15 protein-coding genes are annotated in these 19,059 nt (G+C 71.5%); 10 read left to right on the top strand and 5 right to left on the bottom strand.

All coding sequences use genetic code 11. The features are described from left to right. The first annotated feature begins 27 nt into the window (after positions 1-27). Positions 28-525 carry a tellurium resistance protein gene (locus IH50_RS37290; RefSeq protein WP_234328051.1) on the top strand — a complete coding sequence of 166 codons (498 nt, stop codon included), beginning with the start codon at positions 28-30 and terminating at the stop codon, positions 523-525. A 45-nt stretch (positions 526-570) separates the two neighbouring features. On the opposite strand, the gene IH50_RS0100780 is transcribed toward IH50_RS37290, so the two are convergent. From IH50_RS0100780 to IH50_RS0100770, 3 genes are all read right to left on the bottom strand, one after another. Continuing rightward, positions 571-1,083: a hypothetical protein gene (locus IH50_RS0100780; protein ID WP_030856140.1), complete on the bottom strand. Its 513-nt coding sequence runs from the start codon at positions 1,081-1,083 to the stop codon at positions 571-573. A 321-nt stretch (positions 1,084-1,404) separates the two neighbouring features. Continuing rightward, positions 1,405-1,728 carry a hypothetical protein gene (locus tag IH50_RS0100775; protein WP_051767116.1) on the bottom strand — a complete coding sequence of 108 codons (324 nt, stop codon included), beginning with the start codon at positions 1,726-1,728 and terminating at the stop codon, positions 1,405-1,407. Positions 1,729-1,807: 79 nt separating this feature from the next. Further along, complete coding sequence (locus IH50_RS0100770) at positions 1,808-2,242, bottom strand: ATP-binding protein (RefSeq protein WP_030856134.1); 435 nt, start codon at positions 2,240-2,242, stop codon at positions 1,808-1,810. Positions 2,243-2,515: 273 nt separating this feature from the next. Between IH50_RS0100770 and IH50_RS0100765 the strand changes: the two genes are divergently transcribed. After that, complete coding sequence (locus IH50_RS0100765; RefSeq protein WP_030856132.1) at positions 2,516-3,502, top strand: aldo/keto reductase; 987 nt, start codon at positions 2,516-2,518, stop codon at positions 3,500-3,502. A gap of 40 nt (positions 3,503-3,542) precedes the next feature. Here the strand turns inward: IH50_RS0100765 and IH50_RS0100760 are convergent, their stop codons facing one another. Next, positions 3,543-3,764: a hypothetical protein gene (locus IH50_RS0100760; RefSeq protein WP_030856130.1), complete on the bottom strand. Its 222-nt coding sequence runs from the start codon at positions 3,762-3,764 to the stop codon at positions 3,543-3,545. A gap of 339 nt (positions 3,765-4,103) precedes the next feature. Between IH50_RS0100760 and IH50_RS0100755 the strand changes: the two genes are divergently transcribed. The 4 genes from IH50_RS0100755 (at position 4,104) to IH50_RS0100740 (ending at position 6,837) form a co-directional block, all read left to right on the top strand. After that, entirely contained in the window at positions 4,104-4,604 is a 501-nt protein-coding gene (locus IH50_RS0100755) for a hypothetical protein (protein ID WP_030856128.1), read from the top strand. A 35-nt stretch (positions 4,605-4,639) separates the two neighbouring features. Beyond that, positions 4,640-5,548, top strand: a complete 909-nt coding sequence (locus IH50_RS0100750) for an NAD-dependent epimerase/dehydratase family protein (RefSeq protein ID WP_030856126.1) — start codon at positions 4,640-4,642, stop codon at positions 5,546-5,548. Positions 5,549-5,794: 246 nt separating this feature from the next. Continuing rightward, a complete protein-coding gene (locus IH50_RS0100745; RefSeq protein WP_030856124.1) occupies positions 5,795-6,655 on the top strand; it encodes a helix-turn-helix domain-containing protein in 861 nt (286 codons plus the stop codon). 2 nt (positions 6,656-6,657) lie between these two features. Then, a complete protein-coding gene (locus IH50_RS0100740) occupies positions 6,658-6,837 on the top strand; it encodes a DUF397 domain-containing protein (protein ID WP_030856118.1) in 180 nt (59 codons plus the stop codon). A gap of 54 nt (positions 6,838-6,891) precedes the next feature. Here IH50_RS0100740 and IH50_RS0100735 read toward each other — a convergent pair whose 3' ends face one another. Beyond that, a complete protein-coding gene (locus tag IH50_RS0100735) occupies positions 6,892-8,121 on the bottom strand; it encodes an EcsC family protein (protein ID WP_234328050.1) in 1,230 nt (409 codons plus the stop codon). Between the two features lie 325 nt (positions 8,122-8,446). Between IH50_RS0100735 and IH50_RS38610 the strand changes: the two genes are divergently transcribed. The 4 genes from IH50_RS38610 (at position 8,447) to IH50_RS0100715 (ending at position 18,488) form a co-directional block, all read left to right on the top strand. Continuing rightward, a complete protein-coding gene (locus IH50_RS38610) occupies positions 8,447-12,349 on the top strand; it encodes a sigma-70 family RNA polymerase sigma factor (protein ID WP_107061947.1) in 3,903 nt (1,300 codons plus the stop codon). Positions 12,350-12,427: 78 nt separating this feature from the next. Further along, entirely contained in the window at positions 12,428-15,553 is a 3,126-nt protein-coding gene (locus IH50_RS0100725) for a helicase-related protein (RefSeq protein ID WP_030856109.1), read from the top strand. After that, positions 15,550-17,406 (top strand): DUF1998 domain-containing protein, encoded by a 1,857-nt coding sequence (drmB, locus tag IH50_RS0100720; RefSeq protein WP_030856108.1) that lies wholly within the window; start codon positions 15,550-15,552, stop codon positions 17,404-17,406. The genes IH50_RS0100725 and drmB overlap by 4 nt, the downstream gene beginning before the upstream one ends. Beyond that, positions 17,403-18,488: an AAA family ATPase gene (locus tag IH50_RS0100715; RefSeq protein ID WP_030856106.1), complete on the top strand. Its 1,086-nt coding sequence runs from the start codon at positions 17,403-17,405 to the stop codon at positions 18,486-18,488. Before drmB ends, IH50_RS0100715 begins: the two co-directional genes overlap by 4 nt. The last annotated feature ends 571 nt before the right edge of the window (positions 18,489-19,059 follow it).

Here is a 19,059-nt window from a genome sequence, read left to right as displayed (position 1 = left end):
GTCATCCAGCTGAACCTCAACTGGTCGGTGACGGCCGAGGCCGACCTCGACCTCGGTTGTCTGGTGCTCACCCGTGACGGAGCGGGGACGGCGGTGCAACCGCTCGGCGCGCAGTTCGGCGACCTCGACGCCTGGCCCCACGTCAGCCTCGACCAGGACGACCGGACCGGCGAGACCTCGGACGGTGAGACCCTCCGCATCAGCCTCGAACACCGGCACCGGTTCGCCAAACTGCTCGCCTACGTGTACCTCTACGAAGGCGCGGCCGACTTCCGCAGCCTCGGAGGCGTCGTCACCGTCAGCGCGCCGAACGGCACCTGGCGCATCCACCTGGACGATTCCCCGGCCGGAGCCACCGCGTGCGCCATCGCGCTGTTCACCCCGGGGCAGGGCGCCGCCACTCTCGACCTGCGGCGCGAGGTCCGCTGGTTCACCGCCGAGCCGCTCCTGTCGAACCAGGAACTCATCGACCGTGCCTACGGATTCGGTTTCGACTGGGTGCCGGGCACCAAGCCGCCCCTGTAGGTGTGTGCCGCCGGGAGTCGGCTCGCGGCCTTGCCCTGCCGTCCGTCAGGAGTAGGACCAGCGCCACGCGTTCGAGCTGTACCTGCACGTGATCCGGGTGCCGCCCGCGGTCGTCGTCGTGGCCCCGTGGTCACTGTTCCGGCAGTACTGCCCCGCCTGGTAGCAGTTGCCCGCGTTGGAGGTGATGGAGCAGGTCCCGGAGCCGCTGCTGTTGCCACTGCTGCTGTTGGTGCCGGATCCGGCGGCGGCCCGAGCGGTCTTGGTGACGGTGACGGTCGGGCCGGGGGTGGTGACCTTCTTGGTCTTGGTGACCGTGGGGGCGGGTTCCGGCTCGGCGGTGACGGTCGCCGTCGCCGTGGCCGTGATCGTCGCCGTGGTCGTGACGGTCGGTGCGGGCTTGGCGGCCAGGGCCTGGGCGGCGTCCACCTCGTCCTGCGCGGACTGGGTGCCGCCGAACGCCCCCAGGGCGAACAGGGCGGCGCCGACGGCCCACAGTCTCTTGCGCTTGCGCAACGGCCGTATGTCGGACGGACCTTGCGGGTGGTTCTGCGGATTCACGGTTTCTCCCGGGGACGGCGAGCGGGGTGGACGCACGGCAGCTGAGGCACAGGGGCGCCGCCTGGGCTGCTCATGCTCTGTGAACTGGAGCATGATGCATACGTGTTGATAATGTCAACAAGCCTTGCGCTGTAAGGTGTGTACGGTCGCCGATGCGGAGCGTCGAGAGCGAACAGTGGTCACAAGAAGCAAGGGGCCGGAGCGCATGACTCATCAGCGCGGTGCGCGTGGGCGGTCGTTGTCCGCCGCGCGGTCGTCCACGGTGTCGGGAGGTGAACTGTGCCGATGACCCCGTTCACCGGGCCGCGATGACAGGCGTCATCACTGCGTGACGCGATGTCCTCGGTCACCGACACGAGGTGAATTCGGGAGGGGCCCACCGGCGGCCACCCGCCGCGCGTGGGCCGGCTCGGCATGCCTGCGCTCGATCTCCCGGCGCTCCGCCTCCGCCTCCGCCAGTTCGGCCTCGGTGACCTCGCCGTCCTCCTCTTCACACCAGGCGACCACCTCTCCGAGGCGGTCCTGCTCCCGCTGACGCTCCATGGCGTGAGCGACGTAGCGGCTGAACCCGCCGGGGCCCACCTCGGCCCGAACGGCCTCGGCGAGCTCCTCGGGAAGCGTGACGGTGTACTTCTTCGTTGCCATGCGGCTCTCCGTCCTGCTGCAGGACCCGAGTGACGCCGGCCGCACTCCTCCAGGGGCGTGTCGGCGAACAGGGCGGCGTTCAGCATGCGCACTCGGCCCAAACGGTCTTGCCGCCCGGCGGGTACAGCTCCGTGCCCCAGCGGTCGGCGAGGGCGGTGACGATGAGCAGGCCCCTGCCCGACTCGTCGTCCGACGGCGTGACGACGTCCGCCACCGGGGAGGGGAGCCGGTCCCCGCGGGCGTCGGTGACCGCGATGCGCAGAACGCCGGTGGCCGGGTCGTGGGAGAGGGTGAGACGGAAGTCGCGGCCCTGGACGCGGCCGTGCAGCGCCGCGTTGACGGCCGGCTCCGCGACGATCTGCTCCGCCCGGTCGGTGACGCCGGGTGACACCTGCCAGATCCGCAGCTGCTCGTAGGTGAGCAGCCGGGCGAGGCGGGCACCGCGCCGGGTGGACGAGAACTGCTGCGTGAACGTCCGCGCGGCGGCGGGAAGCTGGGGCGTGGTTGTGCTCATGGGACCACCGTGGCGGGCGCGCGGGGGCGCGTTCCAGAGGAGAGCCCCGTACGTCAAGTCACCGTACGGACACATACCGTGCGGGCCCGAGGTGGCGCCACCGGCACGACCAGGGCCTGTCCGGCGGACCATGCCGCGGTCGTGGCGGTCCGGCACCTGATGACCCACTCCCCGCTCCGAGGGGGGCGACCTTGGCGCCCCTTGACTTCGAGAGCACTCCAGCAGGCAGGATCACCGCCGAAGCCCCAGGCATCCCCTTCGGAAGGCCCCAGCATGCGCTACCGCACGATCGGTCGGAATCCGGACAGCCGCCGCGAGGTGAGCGTCCTGAGCCTCGGCGCCATGCGGTTCGGCACCACCACCGACGAGGCGACCTCGTACGCGATCCTCGACCGGTACGTCGAGGCCGGCGGCACCTTCATCGACACCGCCAACAACTACGCGTTCTGGGTCGACGGCACTCAGGGCGGCGAGAGCGAGCAACTCCTGGGACGCTGGCGGCGCAGCCGGGGCGTCGGCGACGAGATCACGATCGCCACCAAGCTCGGCGGCCGCCCCAACCACCCCACCTCGGCCTTCACGAAGGACGTCGAGAGCCTCACCGCGAAGACGATCCGCGAGTCGGCCGAGCGCAGCCGCGAGAACCTCGGCACGGACAAGCTGGACCTGCTCTACGCGCACATCGAGGATCCCCGCGTCCCCCTCCAGGAGACGGTGGAGGGTTTCGCCGCCGTCGTCGCCGACGGCACGGTGGGCCTGCTGGGTGCGAGCAACCATCGTGTCTGGCGCCTGGAGCGCGCCCGGACCCTGGCGGCAGCCGCGGGTCTGCCCGGTTACGAGGTTCTGCAGTACCACCACAGCTACCTCCGCCATCGCACCGACGAGCCCACGCTCCGCTCTCCCGACGGCGACCTGGGGGTCGTCTCCGGCGACCACCTCAGCTACCTCCGCGAGGACCCGTCCCTCTCCCTGGTCGCCTACTCCCCGCTCCTGAACGGCAGTTACGGCCGTACGGACAAGCCCCTGGGCCCCGGCTACCAGAACGCGGGAACGGCCACCCGCCTCGCCGCCCTGGCCGAGGTCGCGGCGGAGACGGGAGCCACGCGGAACCAGGTCGTCCTCGCCTGGCTGATCGGTGGCGAGATCCCGGTCATCCCCCTGGTGGGCGCGTCCTCGGTGGCTCAACTGGAGGAGAGCCTGGCGGCGGCGGACCTCGACCTCACACAGGACCAGCGGGCGAAACTGGACGCCGCACATTAGGCTCCGTCCGGGTCATGGACGGAGCCTCGTTCGACGAGCGTCAATTCCAAGGTTCCTGGCAGGAGTCCTCGCGCAGCAGCCTCGCCGCGGCCACACAGAGGTCCTCACCGAAGAGCTGATTGCTGCCCCGTTCGAAGCCCCACAGATCGGATGCGGCCTGGGCCACAGCGCGCCAGGAGTAGTCCTCCTCGCACCGCCACCTGCGGATCTGAGCAGCCATCTCCGGTGTGATCGCCGCCGGGGCGACCGTGTCGCGTGTCATCCCGGCGACCCTAAGGGCGTTGCGCGGAAGGCGGCCACCGGATTACGGCCTCGCCCGCCCGGCGGACACATCCACAACTCGCCCTCGAAAATCGACAGACGCGCACCTTCGCAGTGCTCCGGGCCTCAGGAGCTTGGAGTGCCATCCGGTGAGCCGGCGAAGACGGTGGCGGCCGCTGCCGCACGACATCTCCGGGCCGCCGGCTGCTCCCCATCTGAGACCGCTCGATCGGCAACTTTTGCCATAGCAGCAAGGCGCCTTCGCGCATCGGCACGGTTGCGCGGACGCTGGTTCTCGAGCGCCCCTGACCGCATGGGGGTGGGTACGAGAGGGCAGCCGATGACCAGCAGTGACATAGCCGCAGCCGCAGCCGCTGCGGGCCGGCCCGACGAGCAGGACTCCGAGTCGTCCGCCTGCCTGGCCGCTGTGCGCCAAGTCGCCAGCCGGTTCGCAGGAACATACGGCCTGACGCAGGTCGACCCCGAGTTCGATCTGCTCTTCGCCGAGACCGTGGAGGTCTGGCACAGCTTCGATCACGAGACCGTGGCACTTCCCGGCAAGGAGTTCGCGGGTGCGATGCTGCGGATGCTCCGTGCAACCGCCGACCTCGTGAGAAACCACGCCGACCGCATCTGGTCCCTCCACGTCGACCACCACGGCTTCGCTCTGGCCGCCACCGCTTCGGGTGAACTGGAGAACGGCACCCCTGTGCGCATTTCACGTTGCCTCCAGGTGACGGCCCACGAGGGGCGCATCACTCGCATCTGCGAGTTCGGCGACCGACAGCAGCGCCTGCCGCTGGATGAAGCCCTGCGTGCCGCAGGCCGCTTCCGCAGCTGACACCCCCCACCACCCCACCATCGCCAGGAATCATCATGGACGTCTTTCTCACAGGTGCCGGCGGCTATATCGGCGGAGCCGTAGCCCGCCGTCTGATCCGCGAGGGGCACACGGTGCGCGGCTTGACCCGCACGCCCGGCGTGGTCGATGTTCTCGCCGCCGCCGGCATCACACCGGTCGTCGGGGACCTCGACGACGCGGCGCTGCTCAAGCGAGAGGCCGACCGCGCCGACGCGGTCGTCAACGCCGCTCACAGCGACCACCGCGGCGCTGTGGCCGCCTTTGTCGACGCCCTGCGGGGTTCGGGCAAGGTGTTGATCCACACCAGCGGGACCAGCGTCATCGGTGACGACGCCCAGGGCCAGTACGCATCCGAGGTGGTCTTCGACGACGCGAAGCCTTTCGGCCCGGGGGACCACGAGATCCGGCGGGCCCGGTACGCCATCGACCGCTCCGTCGTTGATGCCGGTGCGGCGGGAGTGCGTTCGGTGGTGCTGTGCAACTCACTGATCTACGGCAACGGCACGGGACCGCGCCCGCAGACCGTGCTGATCCCGCCGCTGGTCACACAGGCCCAGGCCGGTAAGACCGTCCGCGTCGTCGGACGCGGCCTGAACCGCTGGTCGACGGTGCACCTCGATGACATGGCCGACCTGTATCACCTGGCGCTCACCGACCCCGCGGCCACGGGCTTCTACTTCGTGGAGGGCGGCGAGGACGCCTCGTTCGCCGATATCGGTGAGGCGATCGCCCGTCGGCTGGGTCTGGGGCCGGTGGAGCCGTGGGATCTGGGTTCCGCTGCGGCCGCGTGGGGGGAGGGTTTCTCCCGGTACGCCCTCGGTGCCAACAGCCGCGTACGTGCCACCCGGGCTCACGACCTTGGCTGGCACCCCTCGCGCCCATCGATCACGAAGTGGATCGAGCTGGAAATGCCCTTGCCGTGAGGCGGTCGGCGCGTCGGTGGTGTGGTGGCGCGGGCAAGGGTGGGGCCGGGTGCTCGCCTCCAGGGCGAAAGATCCCTTCCGGTTGCGGACATACAGCTCTCGCGTGAGCGTCTATGCGGGGTCCCTCCCCGTACGGTGCGTCACCGTACGGGGATGACGGGTGGGTTGTACGAGTGTCCTGTTGGCTGCTCCCGGCGTTTTCCATCAGAGGGACCCGGTGTGCGCGAACCTGGAGGTGGGCCTCGGATGACGACCGACCATGTGGAGCCGACGGTAGCGGGTGGGGAGTGCGAGCGGGAGCCGGATCCGTCGGACAGTCTGCGGACGTTCGGGGCGGTCGTGCAGGCGCTGCGGGAGCACGCGGGGCTGAGCAGGGTGCAGTTCGGGGAGCTGGTCCGGTACTCCAAGCACACGGTGGAGTCGGTGGAGTTGGGCCGGCGGATGCCGGACGCGTCCTTCGTGGAGCGGGCGGAGGAGGCGCTGGGGAACACGGGGGCGCTACGGCACTCGGCGCGGTTCCTGACGCGGGGGGAGGCGGGGCTGGCGGCGTGGTTCCGGCGGTGGGCCCGGCTGGAGCGGGAGGCGGTGAGTCTGTGCACGTACGAGTGCCGGTTGGTGCCGGGCCTGTTGCAGTCGGTGGGGTACATGCGGGCCCTCTGTGACAACGACATCCCGCCCCTGTCGGACGAGGACCTGGAGGCCACGGTTCAGGCACGTCTGGAGCGACAGTGCCTGCTCGTGGAACGTCCCGACACCGCCTTCGACTTCATCGTCGAGGAGTCACTGTTCGTGCGTCGACTCGGCGGTGCTGATGTGACTCGTGACCTGATCGACCATGTTCTCCAGGCAGTTGCACCGAGGAACGTCACGTTGCAGATCATGCCTGCCGACACCGAGTACCACGCATGCATGGCTGGTCCCATCCAGCTGCTGGAGACGCCTGACGGGAGCTGGCGTGGATACTCCGAAGGGCAGGAGAACGGTCGCCTGATTGCTGACCCGAAACAGGTCAGTCGTCTGCACATGCGCTATGCGAGACTGCGCTCGCAGGCCCTCTCCCCGAAGGACTCCGTGGGCCTGCTGGAGCGGATGCGAGGAGAACTGTGAGCATGTCCGAACTCGACTGGTCCAAGTCCAGCTACAGCAGTGCGCAGGGGGACAGCTGTGTGGAGGTCGCCGTCACCGAACAGGCCATCCACGTCCGGGACTCCAAAGACGTGACGCGTCCCCACTTCGCCTTCGGGCGTGAGGAGTGGTCCCGCTTCGTGCGGTTCGCGGCCGGGGCGTGAGCCACGTCGTCCCTGTGGTGCGCACGGGGACACGCGCACCACAGGGACGACAGATCAGCGGAGGTCCGGGCCGCCCTCCTCGACGATCTCGTCGAGCACGCTGATCTTCTCGTCGGTGTCCTCTGGGGCATCCGTGTCGGTGAACGTCACGGGCACCTCCTCCTCGGCGAGATAGGGGTACTTCTCCAGGAGGAACCGGCGCCGGTACGCCATCTCGGCCGCGTCGACGACCCCTTCCAGCGTCGCCCAGTTCAGGGTGGAGCCGACGACGATGCCGAAGGCGGGTACGACCTTGCCGAGCCCCTTCTTGGTGAGGCGGACGCCGAATGCCTCGGTGAACTTCGAGTAGACCTTGGTGACGAACGCGTTGTTCAGGACATCCCAGGACTTGCCCTTGAAGAGCGCCTGCGTGAGCTTCGAGATGTCGGCCATCGCGGCGTTCTTGGCGGTGGCCGAACTCGCGGTCCCGAGGTTGACGACAGACATGATGAAGAGCTTCTCGGAGGGCTCTTCGGGGTCGTAGCCGTAAAACAGAGAGATCTGGCCGACGGCCCGGGACGAGAGTCCGAGGACGACCGCGGTGTCCGCCGTGAACGCGCCCGCGATCGCACCGGCCGAAGGCGCTGCCGCGGCGCCGGCGGAGGCGGTGATGGCGAGCTGTCCTCCGGTGATGGCGAGCCCGGCACCCGCGCCCGAGAACGCCGCCGCAGCGGGGTAGTACCAGCTCGCCGCCCGGCCGCGAACCTTCTCGACCTGTTCGAGGTCGAGGCGGCGCACGTCGGAGAGTGAGGCGACCTCGTGCCCGCGCTTGTTGTGGAGTGCCACGACCCGCTTGGGGGAGAGCCCCGCGCGAGAGACCTTCCCCACGGTCTTCCGGACGGACTGCACGGCGGTGCCGCCCCATTCCGGCATGTGCTCGGCGGCGTTGCGTGCCTTTTCCCCGGCCTTGGACGCGCCCTTGGCGACGAACTCCTGTCCCCGCGAGACCGCCGACGCGGCTCTAGGGTGCTTCTCCAACTGTTTCGCGGCCCGCTTGCCGAGTTGGGCGACGCCGTTGGCCACGTGCTCGCCGGCGTTCTGCATCGCCTGTGACAGCGGGCGGCCCTTGTACCGCTGGATGGATTCCCATACTTCGAGTTCGTACGTCGAGGGCTTCGGATCGGGCTGGTGCGGGTTGCTCATGGTCCCCCCTGGGATGTCGATGGTGAGCGCGCGCGGGTGGTGTGGGGTGAGGTCAGGCGGGGTGGCGGGGGCCATGGCCCGGTGGACGCCGAAGACGTCCATGCCGGCTCCGGCGGCCGGACCCGGCGCGGTGGGCCTCCCCCATGGCGCCCCTGTCGATGACCTGTCCGATGCGGAACCTGTTGTCGACCAGCTCCTGGCTCACTGCCCCTCGTTTCTTCGGCCCTTGTACACGTTCCCGCGTCCTGCCCTGCCGGGTGGACGGAGACCCCCTCACGTGTCACTGCGCTCACCCATCGTGACAGAGGGGGAGCGACAGCGGACGGAATAGTACACGAAGGGTGGCCGAACCCACAGGTCAACATCCGTTGACATCATCAACGCATCAGGTCTAGCGTGAGGCCGAGGAAAGTTGTGGGGTGAACGAATGACGCAGTGGTCTGTGGCCGACGCCGGATCGTCCGGTCTGCGCGCGGCGCTCGGTGAGGTGCTGGCGCGGTTGCGGCGCGCGGCCGTGGACGGCGTCGTCCCGGAGCACGTCTTCCTCGAGAGCGTGCGGGCGCTCGCGCTGGGGGACGCCGAGCGGGAGCGGCTGCGTCAGGAGCTGGCCCGGCTGGGACTGCCCGTGGGGGAATTGCAGGTGCACACAGGGGGTGACCAGCGGAGTGGTGAAAAGGTTGCACGGGATCGTGCAGAAAATGTGTCCCCTCGCGTGTCGCTCGTACAGGACCTGCTGGCCCGCTATGCCGACGCCGACGGGTACGTGACTCAGCGGGTCGTCGACGGCGTGGTCCGGCTCGCCGGGCTCGGCGCGCATGAGGCCGCTCAGCTCCGCGCGAGGGCCCTGGTGCGGGACCCGGAGGGGGAGCGGGGCGCCGAGGGCGGCGAGGAGACCGACGGGCCGGACACGTCCGACGATGCGCCGGGTTCGGAGGAGGGTGCGTCGGATCCGGGGCAGGACGTGGCCGCGGGGGACGTGTCACGAGGGGACCTCGCGGAGTCGGTGGCCGCGGCGCACGCCGTCCTGGACACCGACCGACGGGTGCGGCGCCCCGACAGGCGGTTGCTGAGCGCGCAGGCCGAGGTCGGCCTCGCCGTGCTGCTGCGGGGCGGACCGGACCACATCGCGCGGGAACCGGACGAGGACGAGCTGAAGGCCCTCCCTCCCGAAGACCTCAGAATCCGTGCCCGGGACTGTCTCGTGGTGCACAACCAGCGACTCGTGCACTCCATGGTGCGGCCCTACCTGGACCAGGGGCTCGACTACGACGACCTCCTCCAGCACGGCTTCCTCGGTCTGCTCAGGGCGGCGCGGAAGTTCGACCCGACCATGGGCAACAAGTTCTCCACCTACGCCACCTGGTGGATCCGGCAGTCCATCACCCGGGCCATCGCCGACGAGGGCACCCTCATCCGCGTCCCGGTGCACATGCACGAACAGATGCGGAAGGTGGCCAGGGCCGAACGCGCCCTCGCGGCCGAGGGGCGGCGCGCGGACGACGCCGATGTCGCGGTGCGGTGCGACATGACCCTGCAGAAGGTGCAGGAGATCCGGAAGCTCACCCGGCGCACCGACTCCCTGGACCGGGTCATCGGCGACGGCGCGACCCTGGCGGACTTCGTGGCGGAGACCCACGTCCTGCCGTCGGTGGAGCGGCAGGTGGTGGGCGTCCTGCACGCGGCGGAGATCCTGGCCGTGGTGGACACGTTCACCGAACGGGAGGCGCGCATCCTGGTGCGGCGGCTCGGGCTCGACGGGGACGAACCCTCGACCCTGGACGAGCTCGGACGCGAATTCGGCGTCACCCGGGAACGCATCCGGCAGATCGAGGGCAAGGTCCGGCCCGTGCTGCGGGAGCGGGTGCGCGAGGCGGGGCTGGTCGGCCTGGACGCCGTGTGCGAGAAGGCCGAGCGCGCGGCGGAACGCGCCGCCGAGGCCAAGCGGGCGGCCCGGATCGCCCGCGCCACCCACGCGGCCCGCACCGCCCGGGCCCGGATCGCCCTGCGCAAGGCCAGGGCGGAGCGCCTCGCCCGGGTCGCCGGGGAGCGGGCAGCGGCGACTGAGGCCGTGACCGCGGCTTCGGTACCCGCCTCGGTGGTCGGGGAGACGGAGCCGAACGGCGACACGCCGACCGTCGAGGCGGAGAACGTGATGTCCGTGATCCCCCGGGAAGACGCCCCCGCGGGAGAGCTCACGGACACCGGTGAAGCCGTGGACACCACGGCTCCGGACACCCTCGCCGCCGACTGGGAGCGTGCCCGCCGGATGGCGGAGGAGCCCGTCGACCACCTCTGGTGGCTCGCCGACTACGCACGTACGGCGCTGGGGGACGACGGCCTGACGGCGGTGCTGGGGCAGCCGGCCGCCGACGTGGTGGTACGGGACGCCCGCAGCGGCGGACGCCTCTCGCGTCCGGTGCTGACCGCGCTGGAAGTGCTGCGCCGGGTCTTCGACGCCCTGGTGGCCGCCGGGCAGCGCCCGGAAGACTTCTTCGACCGCCCCGCCGAAGCGCTCGTCGGGGCGACGCCCCACGACTATCTCGTACGCAGGCCCCTGGTGGAGCGCGAGTCGCGGCTGGCCGTACGGGACGCGCTGCGGGAGTTCCTCGCCGTGGTGGCGAAACCGGCGGAGGCGGAGAGCGAGCGGGCAGCGGAGCCCGGGCGGGTACCGGAGGCTGAGGGCGAGCAGGTACCAGAACCCGAGAACGAGCAGGTACCGGAGTCTGAGAACGAGCAGGCACTGGAGTCTGAGGCCACGCAGGCGCCCGGCTTCGAACCGGCCCCGGCCCCGGCACCGGAGACGGAACGGCCGGCGGAGACCACCGGCCCGGCCGGTGCGCCGCAGACCACCGCCGACTGGGACAAGGCCCTGACGCTGACGCGGCCACCGCTGGGCGGAGGAGTGACCTGGCTCGCCGAGTACGCTCTGCTCGCCCTGGGACATCTGCAACTGTCCGTGCTGCTCGGCTCCTCCGCCACGGACGCGGTGGTGCGCGCCGCGCGGCATCGGGGGACGCTCGACCGGCCCGTGGTCGAAGCCCTCGAAGTCCTGCAGAAGGTGCTCGACTCCGTCAAGAACGCGGGGCTGCGACCCGAGCACTTCTTCGAGCGGCCCGCCGGAGCGCTGGCCGGGGTCACTCCCCGGGCGTACCTGGCCACAAGACCACTGGTGAGCGCCGAGTCGCGCCGTGCCGTCGGTGCCGCCCTCGCGGAGTTCGTCGTGGCGCGCCCACCACGGACGGTTCCCGCCCCGAGGAACGGCGGTGCCGGTGAGAGCACGGCCGCGGAGCAGGCGGCCGATACGGCGGACGGGCATCCGGAAACCCCTCCCGCTCCTTCCGCGTCGACCGGGCCGCGGCCGGCCGACACCGAGCCGTCGCTCGCCGAGGTCCACGCCCGGCACGAGGCCCGGATCGCCCTGCTGACGCAGGAGAACGAGCTCCGGCTGGACCAGGAACGGCGCCGCGCCGACGAGCGTGTCGCGGCCGTACGGGCCGAGGCCGAGCGACAGCTCGACGCGTGGGAAGAGGTGCTTCTGCACCGCGCGGACCGGTCCCGGGACCGGCGCGAGAGGCAGGTGCGGCGCCAGGCCGAGGAGCACCTCGCGCGTCTGAAGGAGCAGCACCGCGAGGCCTACGAGGCGGTGCTGCGCCGTGCCGAGCGTGCGGAGGAGGCCGCCCGGGAGACGACCGGCACCGGGCAGCGGGCGGACGAGCTGGAGCAGAGGCTGCGCGACTACCGCGAAGGCGCCGAGGCACGCATCGGGGACCTCGAGACACGGCTGAGCGAGGCCCAGGCGGTGGCCGCCGAGCGTGAACGCGCCGCCGGAGCGTGGGTCGCCGAGCTGGAGATCCGCCTACGGCAAGCCGAGGCGACTGCCGCCGAGCTGGAGACCCGCGCACGGAAGGCCGAGGCGACTGCCGCCGAGCTGGAGACCCGCGCACGGAAGGCCGAGGCGACTGCCGCCGAGCGGGAGCGTGCCGCCGCCTCGGCGCGGGAGGAGTACCTCCAGGGCGCCCGACTGCGCGTCTCCGAGGTGGAGGCACGCCTGCGGAAGGCCGAGGCGGCCGTCGCCCAGCGGGACCTGTTCGTCGAGGCGGCCCGGCGGCGCGCCGAGGAGGCCGAGCGGGAGGCGGCCCAGCGCATCGCCCAGAGTGAGCACGACGCCTGGCTCCGCCTCACCGACCTGCAGACGCAACTCGGCGAGACGCAGACACGGCTCGGCGAGGTACAGGCGCAACTCGACGAAGCGCAGGCGCAACTGGCCGCGGCCCAGGAAGCGGCCGACCGCGGTCGCGGCTCCCTCCGGGACCGCTGGCGCCGCTCCTGAGCCCGCCGGCCGCCCACCCGTCCCCCTCCCCGCCCCACCCATCGACACCCATCGACACCCATCAACACCAGGAATCCCATGGACCCCAGACAGGAACTCGTCTCCTACCTGCGGCGACAGCTCGTCGGTCCGGTCGGCGGTGACGACGAGACGCTCGACGCGCCGCCCGACCGGCAGTACCTCATGGGCACCCTCTACCCGCAGGAAGCGGACTTGCAGGGGCAGTTGGACCTCGCCAAGGAGGAGTTCGACGGGGCCGGCACCGAGCGGGGGGCCGAGGACACCGCGCCGGCGGGCGACCCCGTGCCGGAGTCGAACTCCTGGCTGCCGTCGTCCCTCGGCTTCAGCTTCTACACCGATGCCGAGACCCTCGAGGTCGAGTGCTCCGCCGCCCGTTACCGCACCCGGTCGCGCAGCGGTCAGCGCGGCCGGACGTGGCAGCGGATCGCGATACCGGCCGAGACGCATCTCCTCGGCCCGGACCGGAACCAGGTCCCCGTCCTGGACGCGCGAGCCGAACTGCGCGTCACGCGCCGCGACTTCGGCAACGGGAAGCTCGTCACCGTCGCCCTCGTCAACGCGGCCCGGTACGACTCCGCGCTCGGAAAAAGTGCCCACTGGGACGGGATGCTGTTCCAGGTGGAGCTGCGGGCCCGGCCCGCCGGCGGGCAGGTGCTCCCGTACCCGAGCGTGCGCCTGGCCAGCAGGGACCCGGAGGAACAGGAACTGCGCCTGCAGTACCGGCACGTGCGCACCCACGCCGTCGGCCACGGGTGCGCCGTCGAGGAGCTGCGGGACGACGGCCGGACGGTGACCGGACTCCGGGCGGCCGTCATGCCCGAGGCGGAGGTCACGGGCGTACGAGCCGCCGGACTCACCGACACCCCCGTGCTCAGCCTCACCCACCTCGCCGACCCGGCCGTCTCCACCGACCAACTCCGTGAAGAACTTTTCGAGTTCGCCTCCGCCTACCGGGCCTGGTACGTCGGCCAGCTCAACACCGAGGTACCCGCATGGGGCCGCGAGGCGGCCGACCGCGTCCTCGGACGGATCGGCACCGCGGTCTCCCGCATCGAGTCCGGCGTCCGCACCCTCTGCGACCCCCGGCGCCCCGAACTGCTGCACGCCTTCCGGGCCGCCAACCACGCCATGGCGCTGCAGATGCGCCACTCCGCCGCCGACCTCGCCGGCACCCGGCGCCCCCGCCGCGACGACGGCGTGCCGCCGGACCCGCGACCGTACGCGGACGCCACCTGGCGCCCCTTCCAGCTCGCGTTCTTCCTGCTGGCCGTCGACGGCGCCGTCGACCCCCGGCACCCGGACCGCGCCGTCACGGACCTCATCTGGTTCCCGACCGGTGGCGGCAAGACCGAGGCGTACCTGCTGCTGGCCGCGTTCGTGATGGTGCTGCGCCGGAGCGGACCCGACGGCGGGGGCACCGCCGTACTCAGCCGGTACACGCTCAGCCTGCTGACCACCCAGCAGTTCCAGCGCGCCGCGACGACCGTGTGCGCCCTGGAGTCCATGCGCCGCGCCGACCCGGCCACCTACGGCGAGGAGCCGTTCTCCATCGGGCTGTGGGTCGGTGAGACCACCACCGCGAACAGCTACGACAAGGCGCGCCGCGACTTCGAGGACGCGCGGGCGGCCGCCACCCCGGACGACGTGTTCATCCTGGACCGCTGCCCGTGGTGCGGCACCCGCGTCCTGCCCGCCCACAAGTCGCCCGACATCGGCGACTACGGGGTGCGGGCAGGCGCCGACTCCTTCGCCTTCTTCTGCCCCCGGGACGAGTGCCTCTTCCACGACGAGCTGCCCGTCGCCGTCGTGGACGACCACCTGTACGACCGTCCGCCCACCTTCGTCCTCGGCACCGTCGACAAGTTCGCCCGCCTCGCCTGGGAACCGCGTGCGGGACGGCTCTTCGGCGCCGGCACCGGGCACCGGCCGCCGTCCCTCGTCATCCAGGACGAACTGCACCTGCTCACCGGCCCGCTCGGCACCACCGTCGGCCTCTACGAGTCCGCCGTCCTCGGACTGTGCACCGGGCCGGACGGCACCGGGCCCAAGGTCGTGGCGTCCACCGCCACCATCCGCCGCTCCGGCGAGCAGGTCCGCGCCCTGTACGGGGGAGACGTCCAGCTCTTCCCGCCCGCCGGACTCGACGCCCGCCACTCCTACTTCGCCGAACCCGACACCTCCCGGCCGGGCCGCCGCTACGTCGGTGTCATGGCCCAGGGACACACCGCCGGCCGTGCCTCCGTCGCCACCGCCGCCGCCCTGCTCCAGGGCGCCTGGGAACTGCCCGAGGAACACCGGGACGCCTACTGGACCCTCGTCGCCTACCATCACAGCCTGCGCGAACTGGGCCGCACGGTCACCGCCGCCGCCGACGACATCCCCGCCCAGCTCGCCGGACTCGACTCCGGCAGCGGCGTACGCCCCCTGCCGGACCAGCAGGTCGAGGAACTCACCAGCAACCTGCCGCGCTCCGAGCAGCCCGTGCTCCTCGACCGGCTGGAGAAGAGCTGGGACGACACGGGATCGGTGTCCTTCCTGCCCTGCACCAACATGCTCTCCGTGGGCGTCGACGTGAAGCGGCTCGCCCTGATGCTGATGCAGGGGCAGCCCAAGACGACCGCCGAGTACATCCAGGCCACCAGCCGCGTCGGCCGCCACGCCGTACCCGGACTCGTGGTGACCTTCTTCAACGCCACCCGCCCCAGGGACCGTTCGCACTACGAGACCTTCGACGTCTACCACCGCGCGCTCTACCGGCACGTCGAACCGACCAGCGTCACCCCCTGGTCCGTGCCCTCCCGCCGCCGCGCCCTGCACGCCGTGCTCGTCGTCCTCGTACGCCACCGGCTCGGGCTCGCGGCCGAGAACCAGGCCGGACTGATCCTCGACCGGATGCCCGAAGCGGAAGCGCTGGCCGAGGAGCTGGCACAGCGGGCGGAGACCGCCGAACCGGGGACCGGCGACGCGGTGCGCGAGGAACTCGACGGGCTGCTCGCCGAATGGGAGGACCTCGCGCGCCAGGCCCGCAAGGACGGACGCGAGCTGTACTACCGCAGCCAGGGCAAGGGTCAGTCCCACCTCATCAAGAGCTTCGAGCAGCTCCACGGCCTGTGGGAGACACCCCACTCGATGCGCAACGTCGACCGGGAATGCCAGGTGACAGTGAAGGGAGCCGACCTGTGAGCCGCACACTCCGGGTACGTCAGTCGCAGACCGTGGTGCCCTTCGGGGCCGGGGCCGTCTTCGACATCCAGGGCGAGTCGTTCGTCGCCACCGGCATCGGCGACTGGCCGTCCCGCGGCAGGCAGCCCGTCGACTCGCCCCGCCTCGCGGACCGCCTCGGCGTCTCCGGCTTCTACGCCGCGCCCGCCACCGCCCATGACCGCTTCGACGTCGCCGACGCGCCCGGAGCGCCGTACATCCGCTTCCCCTCCTGGCTGTTCTGCGGCTCCTGCCGGCGGATGAAGCGGTGGCGGATCGCCGACGAGAAGCGCGGCCAGGCGCCGCGCTGCCCCTCCTGCTCCCCGGCGCGGACGCTGGCGCCGATGCGGTTCGTGCAGATCTGCCAGGCCGGGCACCTCGGCGACGTCGACTGGTGGTTCTGGGCGCACTCACGGCGCGACGGGGGCGAGCGGCGGCAGTGCGGGGAACGCGAGAAGCTGCGCTTCCTCGTCTCCGAACGGGCCTCCGGCCTCGAAGCGCTCTCCGTCGCCTGCACCGCGAAGGGCTGCGGAGCCGTCCGGGACCTGCTCGACATCCTCGGCACCCACGGCATGCGCTGCCCGGGACGCAACCCCTGGCAGCGTGCAAGTGAAGCCGTCGAGTGCCCGCGCCCGGTGCAGATCGTGCAGCGGACCGCCGGCAACCTCTACTACCCGATCGTGCACTCCGCGCTCGACATCCCCGAGACCGACGCCCCCGCCCACGCCGACGACGCGCTCGCGGACCAGGTGCGGGAACACCACCTATGGGTGTCGCTGTGCCGGGACCCGGCCTCACCGCGTGCCGTCCTGTTCCGGCAGATGATCCAGGAGGACACGGGAGCCGACGACGGCCTGCTGGACGCACTCCTGGCCGAGGAGACGGGCGGCACGAGCCCGGACGCCACCGCCACCGCTGCCGCGTCCGACGGCCCCGCACGGCCCGACCTGAGCCGGGAGGAATGGGCCGCCTTCACGGCACCCGCCCCACCCGCCACCCGTGACTTCGCCCTGCGCGAGACCACGCTCGGCCTGGCCGGTGAGACCGCCGAACCCTGGGCCGGTCTCGCGCGCCGCTTCGGCCGCGTCGTCCTCGCCGACCGGCTTCGCGAGGTCCGCGCCCTGTCCGGCTTCACCCGGGTCTCCCCGGACGCCGTCGTCGTCCCCGCCGACACCTCGCGCCGGCTCAAGTGGCTGCCCGCCGTCGAGGTCTTCGGCGAGGGCATCCTCCTCACCCTCGACCACGGCGCGCTGAAGGCATGGGAGGAGGACCCGGACGTACGCGGACGCGTCGAGGGCATGCGGGCCGACCTCGACCGCTCCTTCCAGAAGGACCGCCTCCAGAACGTGACCGGTCCCGAACTCTCCCCGCGCTTCGTCCTGTTGCACACCCTGGCCCACCTCCTCATCCGCCAGCTGTCCTTCGAGTCCGGCTACACCACGGCGAGCCTGCGCGAACGGATCTACGCCCGCCCCGAACAGGACCAGTACGGCATCCTCGTCTACACCGCCGCCGGGGACGCCGAAGGCACCCTCGGCGGGCTCGTCCGCCAGGGCGAACCACCGCGGCTGGCCGAGACCCTGCTGCGGATGACCGAGTCCGCCGCCTGGTGCTCCGCCGACCCGCTGTGCGCCGAACACTCCGGACAGGGCTTCGGCAACCTCAACCGGGCCGCCTGCCACGCCTGCGCCCTGCTCCCGGAGACCAGCTGCGAGGCCGGCAACAGCCTCCTGGACCGGGCCCTCGTCGTCGGCGGCGAACGGGTCCCCGGCTACCTGCAGTCGATCATCACCACGGCCCGCGCCGCCGCGGCGGGCGCCCTGGAGCAACAGTGACCGTCACCTACCTCGACCTCGACCCCGACCAGCGGTCCGGCCTCGACGGGCTCCCCTTCGACGGCAACCACCTGGTCAGCGGGCCCCCGGGCAGCGGCAAGAGCGTGCTGGCCGCGCAGCGCGCCGCCATGCTCGCCCTCACCGGCACCCCGGTGGTCCTGCTGACCTACTCCAACCTGCTGCGCCAGTCGCTCGCCGGCACGGCGCACGCACTGGGTCCCGCGGACCGCTCGGTCCACGTCACGACCGCACACCGCTGGCTCGCCGACTGGTACGGCACCACACCGCCCGGCGGCGGCGACGGCTGGTACGACTGGGACGCCCTCCACAACCGTGCCGCCGAGACCGCCCCGGCCGTCGGGCCCACCCTGGTCATCGACGAGGGCCAGGACCTGCCGCCCGAGTTCTACCTGCTCTGCCGCATGCTCAAGGCCCGTACGACCGTCTTCGCGGACCAGTGCCAACGGCTCACCGACACCAACTCCACCCTCGACGAGATCGTCCGCAACCTCGGTCAGTGCACCCGGCACGAACTCGCCGGCAACCACCGCAACACCGAGCAGATCGCGTCCTTCGCGGCCCACTTCCACACCGGCGCCGGCACGCCGGTCCTGCCCGGCCGCCAGGGACCGGTGCCGCGCCTGCACCGCTTCCACGAGCGGGGCGTCGCGGACCTGCTCGTCCTGCTCGCCGAGGCGCAGCCGGGGAAGAGCATCGGGGTGATCGCAGCCACCAAGCACACCCAGTTCTCCCTGCTCGGCAGCGTCCAGAACCGCGCGCCGCGCCTGAAGCCCCAGCTGTACACGTCCGAGTCCAAGGGCGGCCAGTACCGCAACCTCGACCTCGGCCGCCCCGGCATCGTGATCGTGCACCGCCGCAGCGCCAAGGGGCTGGGCTTCGACACGGTCGTCATTCCCGACACGCACGCGGACGCGGGCACGGACCCCACCTCCGCCGCCCTGCGCATGTCGTACTACGTGATGGCCACCCGCGCCCGGCAGGAACTCCACCTCGGCTACGAAGGAGAGTCCGAGCCGCCTCTCCTGGCCCGGATCGACCGCGGGGACCTGCGACGGGGCTGACACACGACACGTGCGCCGTCACGACCGGCACACGCGTTCCGGCGCACGCGGCACGTCCGGCAGGGGACGGGCCCGCGCCGACGACGTGGAGAAGGCCTCCGTGCGGGGGGACCCCACGGCCCTTGGCCGCCCGCCTCCCGGAGTACGTCGCGCCCCACCCCGACGGGACCGATGGCGCTCCACACCTCCAGGCGCACGGTGCCGCCTTTCAGGTCGCCCTGGCCCTCAGGACCGACGGCACACTGCGATGCCGGTCCGGGGCACCGCCCTCGCCCGACCGCGGGAACAGACCGCGGATCGAGGAGGGACATCGGTGCTCCACGTCTCCTCCCAAGACCCGTCGAAGACGAATTCGGTACACGAACTGACGTTCTGACGGCAATTTCAATATGTTGACGGGATCAACGCACTGAACTAGCGTGAGCTGAAGCCGGGGGGAAGGAATTCATGGCCGGAGTACACGTCGTTTCCGCTGCGGCACGGCAGGTCGCGGATCCGGCCCGCGGCTTCCGCTTCGGGAAGAGCTTCACGTTCCAGTCGCCCGCGCTGGTCCTGCCCGGCGTCACCATCG

Source organism: Streptomyces sp. NRRL S-37 (assembly GCF_000721605.1).
GTDB lineage: Bacteria > Actinomycetota > Actinomycetes > Streptomycetales > Streptomycetaceae > Streptomyces.
This window is presented reverse-complemented; position numbering and strand designations above follow the sequence as displayed.